This is a genomic window from Thainema salinarum CENA647 (assembly GCF_057732415.1).
Window position 1 is genome coordinate 1796928 of sequence record NZ_JBYJZJ010000022.1, and the last position, 17898, is coordinate 1814825.

Sequence of the window (17898 nt, forward strand, 5' to 3'; positions counted from 1 at the left end):
CTGGAGGAGCTGGAAGTGCGATCGCACTTTCTAAAGTTGTGATTCAATCTAGCTTATGTAGCTGTGAGAATTAGAGTCCTTAATTATCCCAGAGTCTCAGATTGAAGTTTCATGCAAAAGCGTTGAATTTCGTATCAATCTCTGACGTTGGAGGACAAATTGAGCAATTTGATTTTGCAACTTTAACAACCAGTAATATCCTATAGAAGAGGGTTAAACCTCGAATAAATCTCAATCTATATACGTAAATCATTCTACGGCCTGTGTTTCTAATAAATAAAAACCGGATTGGCTCTCTCTCCAGCAAGAATTAACGCCTGAGCAGGATTTAATTCAACCCGCTTGGAGTTTAGTTTAATTACAGCTTGAGAACGTGAAGTCTTAAATTTTGAGACAGGAACTCTGCAGGCATCGCAGTTTGAAACCTGCCACACAATCTTAGCCTTCGTCAGCAAGCTATCTTTACTCAATATTCGCCAAATTTAATCCAGTTATTTGCAGTGTTATTAGACAGCTTAAAGGGTCGGGTGAGGTAGTTACTATGAAAATGTCATCAGTTGTTCGAACGAGTGCAGCGAAGCTAGCTGCAGTTGCAGCCAGCTTAATGATTCTGGGCGTTGCGCCAGAAGCCTCTGCGCAAAGTGTTTGTTCTCGTTACGTCTGCTATCGATTTGGTGATGTCGGCGCAGTGGTTTCCCAAATTCAGGTGGCCTTGGGCTTACGACCGACTGGATTCTATGATGCATTTACCGAACAGGCGGTTTATAACTATCAGTCGCGCAACAATTTAGTGTTTGTTGATGGTATTGCTGGCCCTGAGACACTGTTGAATTTAGGGATTGCAACGGCTGGTGGCGGTGGCGGTGGCATCCCAGTTGACCCGTTTGATCCTTTTCCGACGGTTCCAACGATTCCACCAATTGATGTTGCCACACTGCCCTATGCAGTCGTGGTTCCAGGTGGAGAACTGAGACTCCTGCGCGAAGTTCAAACCTTCGCTCCCAGCGCCTTTATTCGGACAGACTCCTCGCGGGGAGCATTTATTCAGGCTAATTCTTACCGTGAGCGCTCTTTTGCAGAAGGGTTTGCCAACTACCTACGTGGGCAGGGACTGGATGCGCGCGTCGCATATTATCCATAGTATTTGGAGCCATAGATATTGTTTTAGACGTTTCTGTGGCGCGCCACAGAAAAATCTGTGTCTTAACAGAGTTGACTACAGCTATAAATTCCAAATTGCTCAAAAGGCCATCTTGCCACATCGATGCGGTAAAGATGGCCTTTTGAGCTTTAAGTACGAGTAAACCTATTCTGACCTATTCTGTAACGGTGTCTGTAATGGTGCCGGTTAAGGGTGAGCTGGCGCTTGCGTAGCCTTTAACCGGAATCCGGCCTGCTAAATAAGCGAGCCGTCCAGCTTCGGTTGCCATGCCCATTGCCCGTGCCATCGCTGGCGGATTTTTAGCTTGTGCGATCGCAGTATTAATCAGTAGTGCATCGGCTCCCAGTTCCATCGCTTGGGCAGCTTCGCTCGGAGTTCCAATTCCGGCATCAACGACGATGGGAATTTGCGCGTTCTCGATGATGATTTGGATATTGGCGGCGTTGCGAATTCCCTGGCCGGAACCAATGGGCGAACCCAGCGGCATCACCGTTGCACAGCCCGCTTCCTCTAAGCGCTTAGCGAGTAAGGGATCGGCGTTGACATAGGGCAGTACCGCAAAACCTTCTTTCACCAACTGTTCCGCCGCCTGTAGCGTCCCGATGGGATCTGGCAACAGGTATTTAGCATCGGGAATGACTTCTAGCTTAATAAAGTTGTTGTCCTCTTGGCCCAGCAGTTTGGCCATTTCTCGACCCAAACGCGCGACGCGAATCGCTTCTTCAGCGGTTTTACACCCTGCCGTATTGGGCAGCATCCAGATTTTACTCCAGTCGATCGCTTCGGCTAAACCTTCATGACCGGGCGCGTTAGTCTGTACCCGCCGTACAGCTACGGTGACAATTTCACAACCGCTGGCCGCAATACTCTGCTGCATTTCGGCCAGTGAACGGTATTTACCCGTACCCGTCATCAATCGCGATCGGAATGTGCGATTGGCGATCACTAACGGCTGATCGAGGGCGTTTAATGTCGAAGCATTGGTTAGCTCTGTAGCTTGAGTCGTAGCAGGATGAAGCGTTTGCATAGCAGTATAAGTTTGAGCGTCAGTAGAAGAATTCGTCTGTTGAGGCGTCTCCGGGTTCAATGGTGGAGCCACAGCCAACTGTTGCCGATTCGATGGCGATACTAATTGAGATCGAGATTGCGAGGTCGCTAGAGTGGAATAGAAACGCTGCCAGCTAAATGCGTTCAGCAGCGTTTGCGCCGCATTGTCCAGCGTTCCCAAAATGTGATTGGTCAAGAGAGCTGCCGTGATGGGAGCCAGCAAAATGCCATTACGATGATGGCCCACAGCCACGCTGAGATTGTCACAGCGGCTAGAGCCAAGAATAGGCAACTCATCCGGTGTAGATGGACGGAAGCCCCACCACATGTCTTGAATGGGTTGATGGCTCAGATGCGGATAGAGACGCATGGCTGCTGCCAGCAACTGGTTGACGCCTTCGGGTGTGTTGCCGGGAGTAAACCCTGCTAATTCTACCGTTGCACCGAGGACAATGCGGCCATCTTGACGCGGCACAATGTAAATCTCTTGGCCAAACAGAATCTGTCGCAGTTGGGGAAGAGTATGAGCGTAGTTGGGCTGCCGCAGCAGCAGCATTTGGCCCTTCACGGGGGTTACAGGGACCGGCAACAGTGACGATGACCATGCGCCCGTTGCCAGAATATAGTGATCGGCCTGAAATTCGCCCACTGAGGTGCGAACGCCGACGACATGCCCCTGTCGCTGCTGGATCGCGTCTACCTGAATGCCTTCTCGGAAATCAACGCCTGCTTCTTGTACGGCAGTTCTCAGGGCCTGCATCAGCGCTCGATTATCCACTTGGGCATCGTCTGGGAACCACCAAGCTCCTGTCACCTCTGGACTCAATCCGGGCTGATGATGCTGTAGTGCGATCGCATCTAGCCAGTGGGCCATAGGTTCAGCCTGCTGCCGTTGAGCAATCTGCGCGGCAGAAACGTCATCATAGTGAGGAGCTAGTATCCCACAAGGCCAATAGCCAGTATCTACCCCCGTCAGCGTCTCCAGCTTTTGAATCCATTCCCCATAGCGATCGCGACTTTGCAGACACAATTGCTGCATGGCCGGATAGGTGAGCTGCTCGGCCTGAGGGGCTAACATACCGGCGGCGGCGTGCCCCGCTGCCTGTTGCCAATCGCGGTTCAGAACGGTCACGTCAGCGCCCCGCTGCCGTAGTTCCAGCGCGATCGCCAGTCCGATGATGCCACCGCCAATGACTAAGATGTCGGGATGATTATTCGAGTGATTAATGTTGCTGTGATCGCTCATGCCCTCATTCACTTTTCCACTATATGAGCCGTACCATTTGGCAGTGCCCCATTTAAATCAATTAAATCAATCAGCCAAACCATCAGCATTAACCAGCCCTACCAACCTGCTGGAATGGGAGGTGGTTCCGGCGTAAATGTTGGTGTGGGCCGAGGTGGCTGGCTCGGTGCAAGCCGCTCCAAGCCTCGCCCAGCATCCCGCAACACCGTTTCGACAGAATCCCCGCTTGCCTCGCTATTCCAAAATGGCAAGCCAAAGGACAAATTTTCGCCATTCACCGCGCGCCAAGCTAGTGCGATCGCAACGATCAGCAAAATCAGAGCGATAACCCGATTAAAAACGTCACTGGACATAGTTGCTAGGATTGCTAGGACTCAACAGGGCAGCAGGATGATGGAGATTGTATTGTACGGATATTGCCGGACAGATTTTCAATCATTCAATTCAATCATTCAATTCAAGATGCCAACCATATTGAATCGGCTCATTGCATCGTCTCGTTTATCCTAGCGGAATCAAGCGGCTACCAAACTGAGTTGTTACCTTGTCCCCAAAATCCGTCGTACTTCTTGACGGTGATATCGCCTAAGACTTGGGTTTGGCAGGCAAGACGTAAGTTGCGCTCTGAGGTGTGGGGCGGCAATGAGCGACGAGTGAGATCGCGCCAGTTGGGTTCCGACACCTCGCCCTCAATCTCGACGGCACAGGTACCACAGCTACCGATGCCGTGGCAGTTAATCAGCTTCGCCTGACCGTTGTACAGGTCAATCCCTGCTTTAAGTAGTTCCTGTCGCAGATTGGCATTGCGATCGCAGGTGATGGTTTTGCCTTGGGCGGTAATGGTGGGCATGGTTGTTTATCCTCTGCACAGACCTGATCGAGTCAATTCGAGCTGTTAGCTGCGAGTTCAGCTGAATGATTAGTAATTATCTCGTAAAAATTATATTTTTTCCCTAGTACAGCCGAACCTTCACTTGATAAGTGCCCGTCATCTCTGTACAACCCAATCGAGCCAATATGCGTTTTACAAGTAGCTCCATCGCACATTAACTGATCAAGACGGACGACCCGATAGTTTTTATGACTAATATTGTCGAGAAACTGATAGACCATGCTCCGGATCTGAGACATCTCATCTTGTTTAAAGTCGCATTTGGCTAACTCTATACCTTGCCAATCCGCACTAGCTAAGCATCGGCCTAAGTCAATACCGTTAGCAGGGGGTGGTGAAAAAATAACGGGTATAATGCCCATTGACTTTAACTCAGTGAGCGTCTTTTCGAATTCCTCTAATACGAAATCTGCATTGACTGTCACATGTACACCATTATGTAGGACTAGAATTTTGTCTTCCTTCAAATATTGGAAAAAGGGCGACGAAAGTACAGCATATTTAACTGTCTGATTGTTCTTCAGCCACTGCCTAACTTCTTCTGTAAAGACTAAGCATTCCTTTGACCAACGAGGTGGATAATCTGGTTCAGAAACAGGAGCAATATCAAAAAAGGGGCCACAAACGCTCATTGTCATCTGAATAATCTGGGCGTTTGGATTTGATGCCATAATCCCTGGCACTAAGTGCATTGCAAAGGAATCGCCCCAGATTAGTATTTCTGGCTCGTCACTGGTTCTACAATCGGCAGACCAGGTAAGAGGGCCATCACACTTCATACTGAAGTCATAGTTATAACTTTCTGAAGGATCTTGATTTGGTTCTGGAACAGTATTGAGTTGTGAATAATGATTTGGGTTTGGACGATCGGCAGTTTGACCCAAATAAGCCAGTTTTGTCTGTTCGATAGCGTCCAATGCTACCAACTGCGCGAGCGAATTTAGCTGTTGAGTTGGATTTAGATTTATCTGTCCTATTAAGCGTTCTATGGGCTGTGCTTCTTCTGGAACCCGGCTAACAAAACCATCCGTTATATAGCCAGCTATTCCTACTTCTACAAAGATTACTGAACCAACTAGCCAAAATAGAAATATGGCTTTCTTACTGATTCGACTGGTTGATCTAAAGGGTTTCTCAATATACTTCCAACTCAGATAAGCCAACGGAAACACCAGGATGATCAGCATGATGATGAGGAACTGGCTCGGTTCAGTGAGGCTTCTGTGGCGAGCAAACACAAAAAGCGGCTGGTGCCAGAGGTATGCACTATAGCTAATTAGGCCAATCCCAACTAGATACTTTGTGCTTAGTAACTGACCTACCTGAGTTTGAGATGTTGTAAAAAGGATGATTAAACCTGTACCAACTGTCGGAATTAAAGCGAAAAAGCTGGGAAAAGGGACAGTTTCATCAAAAACAATAACTGAATAGATAATGGCTGTTAGACCAATCCAACCGAGCGCTTCATTGACAATGTTCTTCTTACATAAGTGTGAGTAAACAGCCTGTTTCTGTAATACAAATAAGGCAAGACTGGCTCCCAGAGCTAATTCCCACCATCGAGTAGGAAGCAAGAAAAAGTTGGCTGAAGGTAGATTGTAGGCTCCCCATTGCGAAAGGACAAAACTAATTGCGGTAATGAACAATAGGGAATTAAACAACTGGCGCTTATGAAAACGCCAAATTAACATCAAATATAAAGGAAAGATAAGATAGTATTGTGCTTCAATTGCTAAGGTCCAAGTGTGCAGCAAGGGCTTCAGTTCGTTGGCCGTGCCCCAGTATCCTGATTCAAGCCAAAAAAGAATGTTGGACAAAAAGTAGGGAATGGCTATCAAGCTTTGGGAAAAATCCTTCATATCTGGAGGACGTAGCCAAAACCAAGAAAATATTAAGGAAACAAAGACAACTAGAAACAGTGCAGGCAGAATACGTCTAGCTCGCCGCTCGTAAAAATTGATTAACGAAAAAGTATCCTGCTCAATCTCAGACACCACAATAGTTGTGATCAGGTAACCGCTGATGACAAAGAAAACGTCAACACCAACAAACCCACCGCTGAAATATTTATAACCCGCATGAAACAGAATGACGGAAATTACGGCTAGCGCTCTTAGACCATCAATTTCAGCACGATACTTCATGATTATCAGTTAGCCCTAGTGTTCAGTCAATTAATAATTGACGGGTAAAGTCTATGTAATTTAACCCTGGCATCGGCTGTTGTAAACCGCCAATCAATCCAGGTTTCTTCGTGATTACGATTGTCCTGCCAGGCATCAACCTCGGATTTGAGCGTCTCCAAATCAGGAATACGACGATCTAAACATTGACGACTGAGAATACTCAATTCGATTTCTGCCATATTCAACCAACTTCCATGCTTGGGCGTATGACAAAAGTCCAACCGACTCAAGATTCGCTGTGCTTCTTGTGGCTCAAACGCTTTGTAGAGCGATGCGGGCGAATGGGTATTGAGATTATCTTGAATCACAATCAGTTTCTCTGCCTGAACATAATCTGAATCAACCAACGTTTTGAGCAAGTGAGCATAATCGAGTGCCGTGCGGTGCTGCGTCACTTCCACCCGCCGCCATCCCACCATTGGCTCACAAATCATAAACAGATTCGCTGTACCATTGCGTTCATATTCATAATTGAAGCGTTTGGGGTGTCCCCGTTCAGCAGGAATGGGAACCAGGGTTTCTTTGACTAATTGTTTGGTTGCCTCATCAATGCAAATCACAGGAATCTTGGGATTGTAAGCTGTTTGATACACCTCCAACACGCATTCCATGCGCCAGACAAACTCGGCTGATTGTTCAGGCGGAATTACCCAGCACTCTTGTCGCCAGGGTTGCAGTTCGTTTTTTTCAGCACTTGTCGCACACTCTCATGGCTCAGTTGCTCAACATAGTTCAACTCGACCATCTGATCTGCTAGCAACCGCAATGTCCATCGCCCCTTTCCCTTCGGAACCTCGCTACAGCGCAATGCAATCAAATGCGCCTCAACCTCGCCATTTAATTTCCGTTTTCGACCGCCACCGGGACGGCACTTCAGCGCCGCTTCCAGTCCTTCCTCGACAAATTGCTGACGCACCCGCTCAATCGTTCTGATACTCATGCCAAAGGCATCTTTAATCTCCTGGTCACGCCAACTCCCACTTGGTTGATTGCAATCTGCTTTCAGGAGAATCCGGGCATGATTGATCGTATAAGCCGCTCGTTTGCCCGTTTTAACCATTTGTTCGAGTTCTTGTCGTTCTGCTTCGCTTAAGCTTACGATGTACTTTTTGACCATGTCAGCACCTTGATTGCACTGACTTCATCTTACTCTTTTACCCGTCATCCTTTTATTGACTGACCACTAGTTGAAATAGATTGACTGCGTCATTGCGAGAGCAATAATAGACAGAATATAAATGATTACATAAGTTTTAACTTGATAAATATTAATATAGCTGTCATCTTAGCCAAGATTCCTGCTGATAAATTTTATTATTTTCTTTAGCCTGTTTCACACCTTGATTGAGTAATAGATAGGAAATATGCGATCGCACCTGTAATAGCTCTCTAAAGACGCATTACTCTATGGAATCTATAGATCCACAAATTCAACAAATCCAAGACCAAATTGAGGCCTACCAAAATATGGCTCGGCAGGAGTACAACGTGCCGACGGAGCAATCGCTACCCATTGCCTCTCGTCCTGATATCGCCTTTCGGCCTAACTGTGCTCAACTGGAGGCAGTATGGGAAGCCGAACAAACGGCCTGGGTATGGGAAGGGGAAACTCTCTACAAAACAACGGGTGCAGTCACAGCGACCAATGAGATGCTGTTGAATTTGCAGTCTGCCGGAATATGCTCGGCTAGTCCCCACGCTCAAAACGTGTCGTTGGTGATGACTGATGAAGTATTGATCAAATTACAACTGTTAAAGTCAGAAGCTGACGTAACCTATCCCCAGGGGGTACAGCCGGTCGTCAGTCAGCTTATTTCAAAGACAGCCGTAATCTTCCCATTGAACAATAGCTGGCTATTGTTTGTGTTGGCACCTATTCCTATGATTGGTATAGCTATTGGCCTGATTGTTTTAGGTCGATTTGAAAAGAGAAAGAACTCGAAATGAGGTATTTAAACTTATGCGCTGACTCGGTATTAAACTACTGTTGTTCAAATGGTTGGCACCGTTGCTCAATCAGTTCTGAAATAGCTGCGTACCAGGTATTAGCAATTTTGTCATAACCTGTTGCATTAGGATGAACACCATCGGCTAAATCGAGTGGAGTTAATGCACTGTAGATATCTACGTAGTGGACTCGTCTTCCCGCACGTGTGTAAGCGTCAACAATATCGGGGATTTGTGAATTAAACAACCTAGCGCGATCGTTAGCAATTGGATCGCTCAGTCTAGGGACGGATGCTACTAATAATTCTGTTTCTGGCAAGTTTAAGGTGATACTTTGAATTAGTTCGCTTAACTGTTGAGATGCCCCTGGAAAATCATGGGCATTGGGATAAAGGATATTATTAGTGCCAATCATTAACAAAATAACTTGGGGCTGATTAACGTTTAACCAACCCGTGATTTCTTCCTGAAGGTATTGAATAGCTTTACCCGGATGCCCCTCATGATCACGATCAATGGTTAAGGGGCCATTAGCTTCAGAACCTACAAAATTGATTTGTCGATTGGTCTCTAAAAATCGGTTCCAAAGACCAATCCGATATCCTCCTTCAATGGCCGATCCGTGCGTGATGGAGTCACCAAGGGGCATGATGCTTAACGTCGGGGAATAGCAATAGGATTCGTTTCTGGGGGGATTAGGAATTGAAGGGGCTTGAGGTTGCTCCACCGTTACTGTCCAATCAGTGGTGCTGGGTTGCTCGCCTAGAGGCGTGCGATCGCGAATCTCAACGGGTGCTTCCTGCGCTTGAACTTGAGGTTCCAAACGAATTTCGGTTGCATCCGCATTGGTGCGAACAATCCAATCTCTTTGCCCGCTGGTGACTGTGACTCGCCAACCATCCGTTTGAGCTGAAGCACAGCTTTCAACGGGTTCAGGAAGCCCCATACAGGTATCTGGCCATTGTTCAGGGCTAAAGTCTGTAATGCGTAAACGGGACGTACCAGCTTCACGAAACACAGATCGATAGACCTCCCACTTAACTTGATTGGGCAGACGGATCATATGCGGACGAGTGTGCCGCGATCTGGAAAACTCGCGCCCCTGAGCGATAGATTGGCCTTGCACGGTTGCGTGATCCGTTGCTGCGGGAGCGAAGTGCGATCGCACGTCTGCCATTCCTGGCCTTTGGCTGATGCCCAACCCCAAAAAGCTGCTGAGCAGCAACGTTGAAACCAGCCGTCTGGATAACCGAGAAGAACTCAAAATTAATTGTAGAGAAATACGAAGAGCCATAGAGAACGACTATTTGGGTAGGAGTTTAATAGGTATACAACAAACTCCAGCGTTTAAAAATCAGTCCTAATCTAATCGACTCGTTTTACACATTCGAGTTCCGTTGTTGCTAATTGTATAGCTGTAATCAGTTCGGTTGGGATACGAACATTTTTGTAGTGTGACTCCGTATCTGTTTAGCGTAGCTGTGCGATCCCCCGCTGTCGCCGCCCCCTTAAAAAGGGGGCTATTCACAGATTGATTCAAAGTTCCCCCTTTTTAAGGGGGATTTAGGGGGATCTATGCCCAGTGTGGCGCTAAACAAGGACGCGGCTCCGCCGTGCTACAAAAATGTTCTGCTCAACAAGGCTACCGCTATCTTGATTGCTGGATCACGATTGATGGGCAATCGCTCAAAAATGACAAGAGTCACGCTGAGCGCAACTCTTGTCATGATGAATACCCGTTTCACCGTTGCAGCCTTATTCGGCTGTCGCGTAATTGGCTAGAATACGTTCTTGAATCTTGTCGGGAACCTCTTGCAGATGGTCGAACTGCCAGCGATAGGTGCCAATGCCCATCGTTAGCGATCGCAGTTCCACAATCAGATCCTGCATTTCCACCTGCGGCAGGTAGGCCGTGACATCATCCCAGTTTTGCCAGCCTGGTTTGGCGGTGTAGCCAAGGATTTGGCCGCGACGACCGCTGATCAACTGCAGCACGTTGGATGTGTAGTCAGTTGGCACAGAAATTGTTACCAATGCAATCGGTTCAAGTAAGGCTGGTTCGCAGGCTGCCATTCCTTCTTGCATGGCCAGTCGAGCCGCCTGCTTGAAGGCTTGCTCAGAACTGTCCACCGAGTGGTAGGAACCATCCGTCAGCGTCACAGATACATCCACAACTGGGAAGCCCAGTGGCCCGTGTACGAGATACTCCCGCACACCCGTTTCAACGCCAGGAATGTACTGCTTGGGCACTACGCCACCCACAATCTTTTCCGAAAAGCTGAAACCGCTGCCCCGTGGCTGAGGTGCAATATCCAGATACACATCGCCAAACTGGCCGTGACCGCCCGTTTGATGCTTATAGCGACCGTGAATGTGCTCCCGCGCTTTGCGGATTGTTTCCTTGAACGGCACCTGGGGAATGTGGGTAGACATCGGCAGATTGTACTTGCGCCGCAGCCGATCCATCGCGATCTTGAGGTGAATTTCGCCCTGGCCCCAGAGAATCACTTCGTGGGTGTCACCGTGCTGCTCCCACATCAGGGAGGGATCTTCCTCAACCATTTTGGTCAGAGCTGCACTGAGTTTAACTTCATCACTGCGTTTCTCAGGTGCGATCGCAAGTGCATAAACCGGATCGAGCGATTCAGCCTTCGCCAATAGTTTGGTGGGGGCATCGCCTTCAGTTGTGAGCGTATCACCCGTCTTGATCGTATCCAGCCGTGCGATCGCAACAATGTCACCCGCTTCGGCAGATTGAATACTTTCTAGCTGCTGACCCATCAGCCGATAGAGTCCGCCAGGGCGCTCACCATTGACGGCACCATTTTCAGTCAGGGTGCCCTGCCAAACCCGCACTAGCGACAGCTTGCCACCTTGGGGCGTGTAGTAGGTTTTAAGCACTTGAGCTAAACCCGCTTCAGCAGATTTCAAGCCGCGATGCTCAGCCGTTTCAATGTCATCGGGGGCTTCTTTGAGCAGAGCATCCAGCAGTGGACGCGTACCGTAGTCCTGCTCGGCAATGCCAATAAACACGGGCACAATCAGGTCTGCGCCTAAATCTTTCTTCAAATCCTGCAAAATCTCATCTTGAGGCGGATCGATTTCTTCCAGGAGTTCTTCCAGCAGATGATCGTCAAAGTCGGCCAGAGTTTCCAGCATTTCCTCGCGCGCCTGATGCTCTTCATCTTTGAGCGAATCCGGCATTGGTACTGGATCGGCAGCGGCACCGGGGTGATAGTGATAGGCTTGCTCAGAAATCAGGTCAATGTAGCCAATCAGGTCTTGTCCCTGGCGAATTGGGTACTGTTGCGGCACCAGAGGACGACTCGATACGGTCTTCAAGGCTTCTAACACTTCGCGGAAGGGAGCCTTGGCCCGATCCATCTTATTAATCATTACCACGTGGGGAATTTCCCAGGTGTCTAAAAACTGGAACAGAGGCGATAGAGATAAAACTCGATCAGCCGCTGCTTCACACACCACGATGGCGGCATCAACCCCAATCAAGGCATTGTAGGTTTCCTGCACCAGTTCAACCGAACCGGGGCAGTCTAAAAATGTAAAACGAATGCCGCCATACTCAGTATAGGCGGCATTAATTTCGACAGTCATTTGGCGATCGCGGGCTTCCGGCGTACCATCCCCAACCGTGTTGCAGTCTGCAATCCGGCCTTTCCGAGAAATAGCCCCAGTGACAGATAAAAGGCTTTCTAGAAGGGTGGTTTTACCACTGGAATACGGACCCACAATCGCCACATTTCGTGAGCCCGACAACGCTTTACCACTCATAATCCGTTCTCCAAATACGTAACGGCAAGGATGAACTTTGCATCATCCTTTTGTTGGTTCAAGCAGCTTTTTTAGTGCGTCAAAAATATCGATTTTCACCGACCAACTAATATCAATTCGGTGTTTGAAGCGCAAAGAAACAGAGACAATCTTGAATACTAATCGTATCGATGCTGTATCGGAACGTACTATTTGCTGCTCTTGCTATTAGATTAACCTGACAATAACCTGCTTTTATCAACGGATTTGGAAAAGTTCACGTAAACAAACGTGACCGAATTTCTTAAGGCTAATTTAATTTTTTGCGATTGTTTTATGTTGTAGCGATAGTGCGATCGCAAATCTTGCAGATGGCGCGTTTGCTTGTTAGCAACACAATCTACGCAAAAGGTGCGATCGCGCTTGCAGAACAATTGCAGTGACTGAGCGAAGCTAACTAACGGCACCCATCACCCGCCACAGACAACCTTGAACACTCAATAGATCACTTCTCGGCGGTCGGTGTGCATTAGGGTTGTTAGGCCGTGGCAACTACATATTAGCTGAAGAACTATTCATCTCTGGTAAAGAATCAGGAAGGCTATTCCTAGTTCCACCCAAGTTTGTGTTGAGTAGAATTGAGGCAGAGAGTTCAGCAGGCCAAAGCCGATGGCTCAGCAACGACGCAAGCGTGGCACAGCAGGCGATAAAACGATTTGTCTGCCCATTGCAGACGACCTTGACTACGAGGTCTTAGTAGAAGACCGGGAAGCCTTTCGCCAGTATCTCAACGAGCAGATCGCATCCCACCCGGAACTGTTTCCCGACGGGATTGAGGCAGGCTATCGCTTTCACGGATGGGTCGAGTCCTCTCGTCAACAGCTCAAGACCCGGCGGATTTTGCTGCCGAGTACCGGAGAGGCTTATCAACTGCGTCCCGATTTGGTGATGCCGTACATGAGCGAGACGGCGGAGATGGCCGACAAAGCGCTCTATTTAAGAAAGCATGGCCTGTCGTATGAGGGGATTGCCTATGTGCTGGGCCGTTCTGAGATGCACTGGTATCGGCTCTGTCAGTCGTTCGGTCGAGCCTCGATTGTGGGCAGTACCCTCAAAAGGGAAACGGCGCTCCCCCCCATCTAGTTGCCGATGAGAAGCATTGTGATTGGCACGGGCAGCGAGTCTATCTGGCAGTGACAGCGGCGCAAGGGTGCGTCCTGGGAGCCAGTCTCAGTGCCAATGCGGGTCAGGATGGATTAACCGCAGCCTATGGGGTATTCCAGCAGGAAGCTGCCCATCATGTTCCCGACTATGCGCCCGAGACGGTGACGACTGATGGTTGGGAGGCCACCCGAGCCGCTTGGGAGGAGCTATTCCCTGGCCTGGTCTGGATTCTGTGCTTCCTGCATGAGGTGATTAAAATTCGCGATGGGTGCCGCTCTAAACCAGTCCTGGGTCAGCAACTAGCCGACAAGCTTTGGCATCTGTATCGGGGCCAGAGCAAACGTCACTTTGCTCAACGGTTGCGTCGGTTGCTGGAGTGGGTGAACACCCACGCGTTGCCCCAGGCCATTGACGCTCGCTTGCGACGCCTCAACGACAAATCTCACGTCTTCCAACGCGCCTTTGACTTCCCTGACGCCTATCGCACCAGCAATCAGGTTGACCGTCCGATGAACTATCTTGACCGCATCTTGTATGCCATGCAAGATTTTCATGGATTCTGGGACTCGGCGGAACAGTCGGTGCGCTCGATGGCCTTACTCTGGAACTTCCATCCCTTTTGTCGCAAGACTCGCAAAGCAATGGGCGGGTGCTTATGCCCCTTTGAGCAACTCAACGGCTTCCGCTATCACGACAACTGGGTTCGCAATTGGCTGATTGCCTCATCGTTGAATGGCAGAAGACCATTGCTCAGGAACGCTGACACAAAATAAGTTGGAACTAGGGCTATTCTTTTCATCTTGGGTATATTCTGGCAACAGATACTGGTGAGAAAGCCCCATATCTCCTGACCAAGGATATGTTGCAACAAATTTCCCATCAGCAGCAAAAAACATCGGATCAATATCCCTTCGAACAACTTCTCTAAACCAATTTGCCGCCTTTGTTGCATCGATGACAAGCTGATGGCACTCTTCAACCCACATATCAAATTCTTCGCTCAATTCCGTATTCCACTCTAGAATCTCATGAAACTGAACGCCATCGTAATATAGATTGCCATTACCATCCTCCTTAATTTGGCAATGTTTCTGAAAAACTCTGGCAGCTTTGTGAAGTAGAATGCTTAGGGTTTTCACTGCTCTCTCTAATTCTGTTAGCGTACCAGGGAAATCAGTACTAAACACCTTTTGACGAAATGAGAGAAAGTCTTGAGGTAAGTTATAGGGCCACCTTGGAATAGGCTCTAGAGGTCCAAACGTCCATTGCTTCCATTCAGATAGGTGGCAGTATTCTACTGCTGAGCCAATTAGACTTGTGTAAATAGGATCTCTCATTAAGTTCAAGAATCTTATCAAATTCTAGAGAGTCAGACTCTTCTTCAGTGAATTCTTCAGCAAATTCTTTAATGAATTGAACTAGTAGTCGATGTTGCACTCCGTCTCTATCAGCGGGTGCTGCGATTGTGCAATGGTCTGAACCAGGAACCTTAAATGATTTTTCAAAATACTTTGCACCAGAGAAAGGTTCAACAACCTGCCTCTTTATCAATCCTTTTACATATAGTGGCAAATCTTCAATTAGTTCTTTTCCTTTAATTCGCAAACTATTATTTTCTTTGAGATTGATAAAATCTTTGTCTAAATCATTTAGCCATACATTGTCCTGAGAAAATCTCAATGTGCTAGCTTGAGTATGTCCCATCGCACGTGCTACAAGACCTAACATATTTGCATATTCTGACCCCAAAGAAGGTGATGCCACTAAAAACAACCCAATCTTATTAAGTCCTCTTTCTAATAACATTGAATGTTGGTTTACGAGAAAGCGCCTTGCTACGATTCCTCCCATACTATGACAGACAAATATAACTCCTGTGCTACTAATCAAATCATCCAAGACGAAGTATTCTCTAAGAGAATCAACGCTAGTTCCAACTTATTTTGTGTCAGCGTTCCTGAGCAATGGTCTTCTGCCATTCAACGATGAGGCAATCAGCCAATTGCGAACCCAGTTGTCGTGATAGCGGAAGCCGTTGAGTTGCTCAAAGGGGCATAAGCACCCGCCCATTGCTTTGCGAGTCTTGCGACAAAAGGGATGGAAGTTCCAGAGTAAGGCCATCGAGCGCACCGACTGTTCCGCCGAGTCCCAGAATCCATGAAAATCTTGCATGGCATACAAGATGCGGTCAAGATAGTTCATCGGACGGTCAACCTGATTGCTGGTGCGATAGGCGTCAGGGAAGTCAAAGGCGCGTTGGAAGACGTGAGATTTGTCGTTGAGGCGTCGCAAGCGAGCGTCAATGGCCTGGGGCAACGCGTGGGTGTTCACCCACTCCAGCAACCGACGCAACCGTTGAGCAAAGTGACGTTTGCTCTGGCCCCGATACAGATGCCAAAGCTTGTCGGCTAGTTGCTGACCCAGGACTGGTTTAGAGCGGCACCCATCGCGAATTTTAATCACCTCATGCAGGAAGCACAGAATCCAGACCAGGCCAGGGAATAGCTCCTCCCAAGCGGCTCGGGTGGCCTCCCAACCATCAGTCGTCACCGTCTCGGGCGCATAGTCGGGAACATGATGGGCAGCTTCCTGCTGGAATACCCCATAGGCTGCGGTTAATCCATCCTGACCCGCATTGGCACTGAGACTGGCTCCCAGGACGCACCCTTGCGCCGCTGTCACTGCCAGATAGACTCGCTGCCCGTGCCAATCACAATGCTTCTCATCGGCAACTAGATGGGGGGAGCGCCGTTTCCCTTTTGAGGGTACTGCCCACAATCGAGGCTCGACCGAACGACTGACAGAGCCGATACCAGTGCATCTCAGAACGGCCCAGCACATAGGCAATCCCCTCATACGACAGGCCATGCTTTCTTAAATAGAGCGCTTTGTCGGCCATCTCCGCCGTCTCGCTCATGTACGGCATCACCAAATCGGGACGCAGTTGATAAGCCTCTCCGGTACTCGGCAGCAAAATCCGCCGGGTCTTGAGCTGTTGACGAGAGGACTCGACCCATCCGTGAAAGCGATAGCCTGCCTCAATCCCGTCGGGAAACAGTTCCGGGTGGGATGCGATCTGCTCATTGAGATACTGGCGAAAGGCTTCCCGGTCTTCTACTAAGACCTCGTAGTCAAGGTCGTCTGCAATGGGCAGACAAATCGTTTTATCGCCTGCTGTGCCACGCTTGCGTCGTTGCTGAGCCATCGGCTTTGGCCTGCTGAACTCTCTGCCTCAATTCTACTCAACACAAACTTGGGTGGAACTAGAATCAACGATATCACTTAAGCTATAAAAACCTGTATTGATTCCAGTGCGATATGAGAATACATAAATCCCAATGTCAACCAATTCGCTTTCATCCTCAAGTAATGTGGGCCAGAAAGACCCATTCTTATTCCTCCAGCAATCCTCGCCAGAATTTATGCCATGAATAAATATAATGTTCAACCTGTTTTTGGCCTTTCTTACCCATCTACCTTGATTCATAGTGTTCCATTCTTATATGGTTTTGAACAATATCAAACGGTAAAAAACAAGGATTGTCTGCCTAACAGTTCGGGTCAGCGGTTGCCAAAGGCTTTGCATCAACACAGGTGGCTTCGGTCAATCCGCTACACCCAAATTGTTAGGCTACGATTTTGACTGCAAAAAAGTAAGTATTTACCAGGTTAAACAGAGCTTTGCCTAACCTGCTTATGCTTAGGTTGCAAATAAATTAAGTAAACAGTTGAAAAAACAAGTGCGAACACTGCGAAACTCTTTAGGACTAAACCTAAGCCCCCTTTGAAGGGAATGACAGCACTTACTCCAGCTAGTGAAGTCCAAAAATCAACAATTGCGAATGTTGTACCAATCAGGATTATAGTAACAGGCGCAATAGAATTCGCAATGATTTCCACCCACTTTCCTTGCTCAACTTTTGATGAAAACCCTCTAAATGGAGATGCAATTTTCTCCTCAATTGCTGGTGCAAGCTGATCTCTAGATATGAGTACAACCCATAAGAAAATTCCGGCCAAGACTAAGCTCATTGCAATAGCTGGAAATCCTGTTAGATCAAGGGCATACGAAGCAATGCCGTAGGTAGTAGTCATAAAATCTAACAGAGCTAAGGGGTAAGCAAGACTATTCACGAGATTAAACTGCCTTAAAGCGCTTAGATCAATCTTGCTAGATGCATCTTGGTCTTGGTTCGTCATAAATCATCCTTCCGGTTGGTACGCATTCCTCTATGTCCAGTATTCCCATAGCAGCCTTAAGCTCAACTCTTGCAGGCGAGATGAATATGCTTCGCTACTACTCAATTCACGTATTTTGAAACAGGGGCTTCATAGGGATAAAAGCCGCATAACTATTGTTTAGACGGAAACAGTCTACCTAAACACCCCATCTAGCGATTTAGATAGCAACATTCAGTATAGCCACCCCCCAATTTGAGATGACGACGGTTTAGTGCGATCTCACTGCAAATAAGTTACATGGTGC

16 protein-coding genes are annotated in these 17898 nt (G+C 48.1%); 4 read left to right on the forward strand and 12 right to left on the reverse strand.

What is annotated here, in order from left to right; genetic code table 11:
• Nucleotides 1-541 precede the first annotated feature (541 nt).
• The gene (locus tag AC286M_RS14725; protein WP_488205105.1) at nt 542-1141 is read left to right on the forward strand and encodes a peptidoglycan-binding domain-containing protein; all 600 of its coding nucleotides are present in this window, start codon (nt 542-544) and stop codon (nt 1139-1141) included.
• Nucleotides 1142-1316: 175 nt separating this feature from the next.
• Here the strand turns inward: AC286M_RS14725 and thiO are convergent, their stop codons facing one another.
• The 5 genes from thiO to AC286M_RS14750 all read right to left on the reverse strand — a co-directional run bounded on the left by thiO (nt 1317) and on the right by AC286M_RS14750 (nt 7650).
• The gene (gene thiO, locus AC286M_RS14730) at nt 1317-3455 is read right to left on the reverse strand and encodes a glycine oxidase ThiO (RefSeq protein ID WP_488205106.1); all 2139 of its coding nucleotides are present in this window, start codon (nt 3453-3455) and stop codon (nt 1317-1319) included.
• A gap of 98 nt (nt 3456-3553) precedes the next feature.
• On the reverse strand, nt 3554-3808 hold the full coding sequence (locus tag AC286M_RS14735; protein ID WP_488205107.1) for a hypothetical protein: 255 nt from the start codon (nt 3806-3808) through the stop codon (nt 3554-3556).
• Between the two features lie 170 nt (nt 3809-3978).
• Entirely contained in the window at nt 3979-4305 is a 327-nt protein-coding gene (locus tag AC286M_RS14740) for a 2Fe-2S iron-sulfur cluster-binding protein (RefSeq protein ID WP_488205108.1), read from the reverse strand.
• A gap of 32 nt (nt 4306-4337) precedes the next feature.
• Entirely contained in the window at nt 4338-6491 is a 2154-nt protein-coding gene (locus AC286M_RS14745) for an acyltransferase family protein (RefSeq protein WP_488205109.1), read from the reverse strand.
• Nucleotides 6492-6517: 26 nt separating this feature from the next.
• Nucleotides 6518-7650 (reverse strand): IS630 family transposase gene (locus tag AC286M_RS14750; RefSeq protein WP_488204380.1). Its coding sequence is split into 2 segments (ribosomal slippage): nt 6518-7224 and nt 7224-7650, totalling 1134 coding nucleotides; the frame shifts between segments, so codons are not numbered across the junction.
• Between the two features lie 290 nt (nt 7651-7940).
• Between AC286M_RS14750 and AC286M_RS14755 the strand changes: the two genes are divergently transcribed.
• Nucleotides 7941-8480 carry a hypothetical protein gene (locus AC286M_RS14755; RefSeq protein WP_488205110.1) on the forward strand — a complete coding sequence of 180 codons (540 nt, stop codon included), beginning with the start codon at nt 7941-7943 and terminating at the stop codon, nt 8478-8480.
• 34 nt (nt 8481-8514) lie between these two features.
• Here AC286M_RS14755 and AC286M_RS14760 read toward each other — a convergent pair whose 3' ends face one another.
• Both AC286M_RS14760 and AC286M_RS14765 read right to left on the reverse strand, forming a co-directional pair.
• The gene (locus AC286M_RS14760) at nt 8515-9744 is read right to left on the reverse strand and encodes an SGNH/GDSL hydrolase family protein (protein WP_488205111.1); all 1230 of its coding nucleotides are present in this window, start codon (nt 9742-9744) and stop codon (nt 8515-8517) included.
• A gap of 491 nt (nt 9745-10235) precedes the next feature.
• Nucleotides 10236-12269, reverse strand: a complete 2034-nt coding sequence (locus tag AC286M_RS14765) for an elongation factor G (RefSeq protein ID WP_488205112.1) — start codon at nt 12267-12269, stop codon at nt 10236-10238.
• 648 nt (nt 12270-12917) lie between these two features.
• Here AC286M_RS14765 and AC286M_RS14770 point away from each other — a divergent pair.
• Both AC286M_RS14770 and AC286M_RS14775 read left to right on the forward strand, forming a co-directional pair.
• Complete coding sequence (locus AC286M_RS14770; protein ID WP_488202633.1) at nt 12918-13391, forward strand: hypothetical protein; 474 nt, start codon at nt 12918-12920, stop codon at nt 13389-13391.
• 50 nt (nt 13392-13441) lie between these two features.
• Nucleotides 13442-14185, forward strand: a complete 744-nt coding sequence (locus AC286M_RS14775) for a hypothetical protein (protein WP_488202632.1) — start codon at nt 13442-13444, stop codon at nt 14183-14185.
• Here the strand turns inward: AC286M_RS14775 and AC286M_RS14780 are convergent.
• From AC286M_RS14780 to AC286M_RS14800, 5 genes are all read right to left on the reverse strand, one after another.
• Nucleotides 14135-14551 (reverse strand): hypothetical protein, encoded by a 417-nt coding sequence (locus tag AC286M_RS14780; RefSeq protein ID WP_488205113.1) that lies wholly within the window; start codon nt 14549-14551, stop codon nt 14135-14137. The genes AC286M_RS14775 and AC286M_RS14780 overlap by 51 nt on opposite strands.
• Before the next feature lie 136 nt (nt 14552-14687).
• Nucleotides 14688-15311 carry a lipase family protein gene (locus AC286M_RS14785; protein ID WP_488205114.1) on the reverse strand — a complete coding sequence of 208 codons (624 nt, stop codon included), beginning with the start codon at nt 15309-15311 and terminating at the stop codon, nt 14688-14690.
• A 39-nt stretch (nt 15312-15350) separates the two neighbouring features.
• Nucleotides 15351-16094 carry a hypothetical protein gene (locus AC286M_RS14790; protein ID WP_488202632.1) on the reverse strand — a complete coding sequence of 248 codons (744 nt, stop codon included), beginning with the start codon at nt 16092-16094 and terminating at the stop codon, nt 15351-15353.
• Nucleotides 16095-16134: 40 nt separating this feature from the next.
• Nucleotides 16135-16617: a hypothetical protein gene (locus AC286M_RS14795; RefSeq protein ID WP_488203899.1), complete on the reverse strand. Its 483-nt coding sequence runs from the start codon at nt 16615-16617 to the stop codon at nt 16135-16137.
• Nucleotides 16618-17081: 464 nt separating this feature from the next.
• Complete coding sequence (locus AC286M_RS14800; protein ID WP_488205115.1) at nt 17082-17612, reverse strand: hypothetical protein; 531 nt, start codon at nt 17610-17612, stop codon at nt 17082-17084.
• Between the last annotated feature and the right edge of the window lie 286 nt (nt 17613-17898).

Bases quoted from the DNA above. Each gene is read 5' to 3' on its own strand.
- AC286M_RS14745 (WP_488205109.1), bottom strand. From the start codon at position 6,491: ATGAAGTATCGTGCTGAAATTGATGGTCTAAGAGCGCTAGCCGTAATT.
- AC286M_RS14770 (WP_488202633.1), top strand. From the start codon at position 12,918: ATGGCTCAGCAACGACGCAAGCGTGGCACAGCAGGCGATAAAACGATT.
- thiO (WP_488205106.1), bottom strand. From the start codon at position 3,455: ATGAGCGATCACAGCAACATTAATCACTCGAATAATCATCCCGACATC.
- AC286M_RS14800 (WP_488205115.1), bottom strand. From the start codon at position 17,612: ATGACGAACCAAGACCAAGATGCATCTAGCAAGATTGATCTAAGCGCT.
- AC286M_RS14725 (WP_488205105.1), top strand. From the start codon at position 542: ATGAAAATGTCATCAGTTGTTCGAACGAGTGCAGCGAAGCTAGCTGCA.
- AC286M_RS14735 (WP_488205107.1), bottom strand. From the start codon at position 3,808: ATGTCCAGTGACGTTTTTAATCGGGTTATCGCTCTGATTTTGCTGATC.
- AC286M_RS14795 (WP_488203899.1), bottom strand. From the start codon at position 16,617: ATGGCTCAGCAACGACGCAAGCGTGGCACAGCAGGCGATAAAACGATT.
- AC286M_RS14755 (WP_488205110.1), top strand. From the start codon at position 7,941: ATGGAATCTATAGATCCACAAATTCAACAAATCCAAGACCAAATTGAG.
- AC286M_RS14765 (WP_488205112.1), bottom strand. From the start codon at position 12,269: ATGAGTGGTAAAGCGTTGTCGGGCTCACGAAATGTGGCGATTGTGGGT.
- AC286M_RS14740 (WP_488205108.1), bottom strand. From the start codon at position 4,305: ATGCCCACCATTACCGCCCAAGGCAAAACCATCACCTGCGATCGCAAT.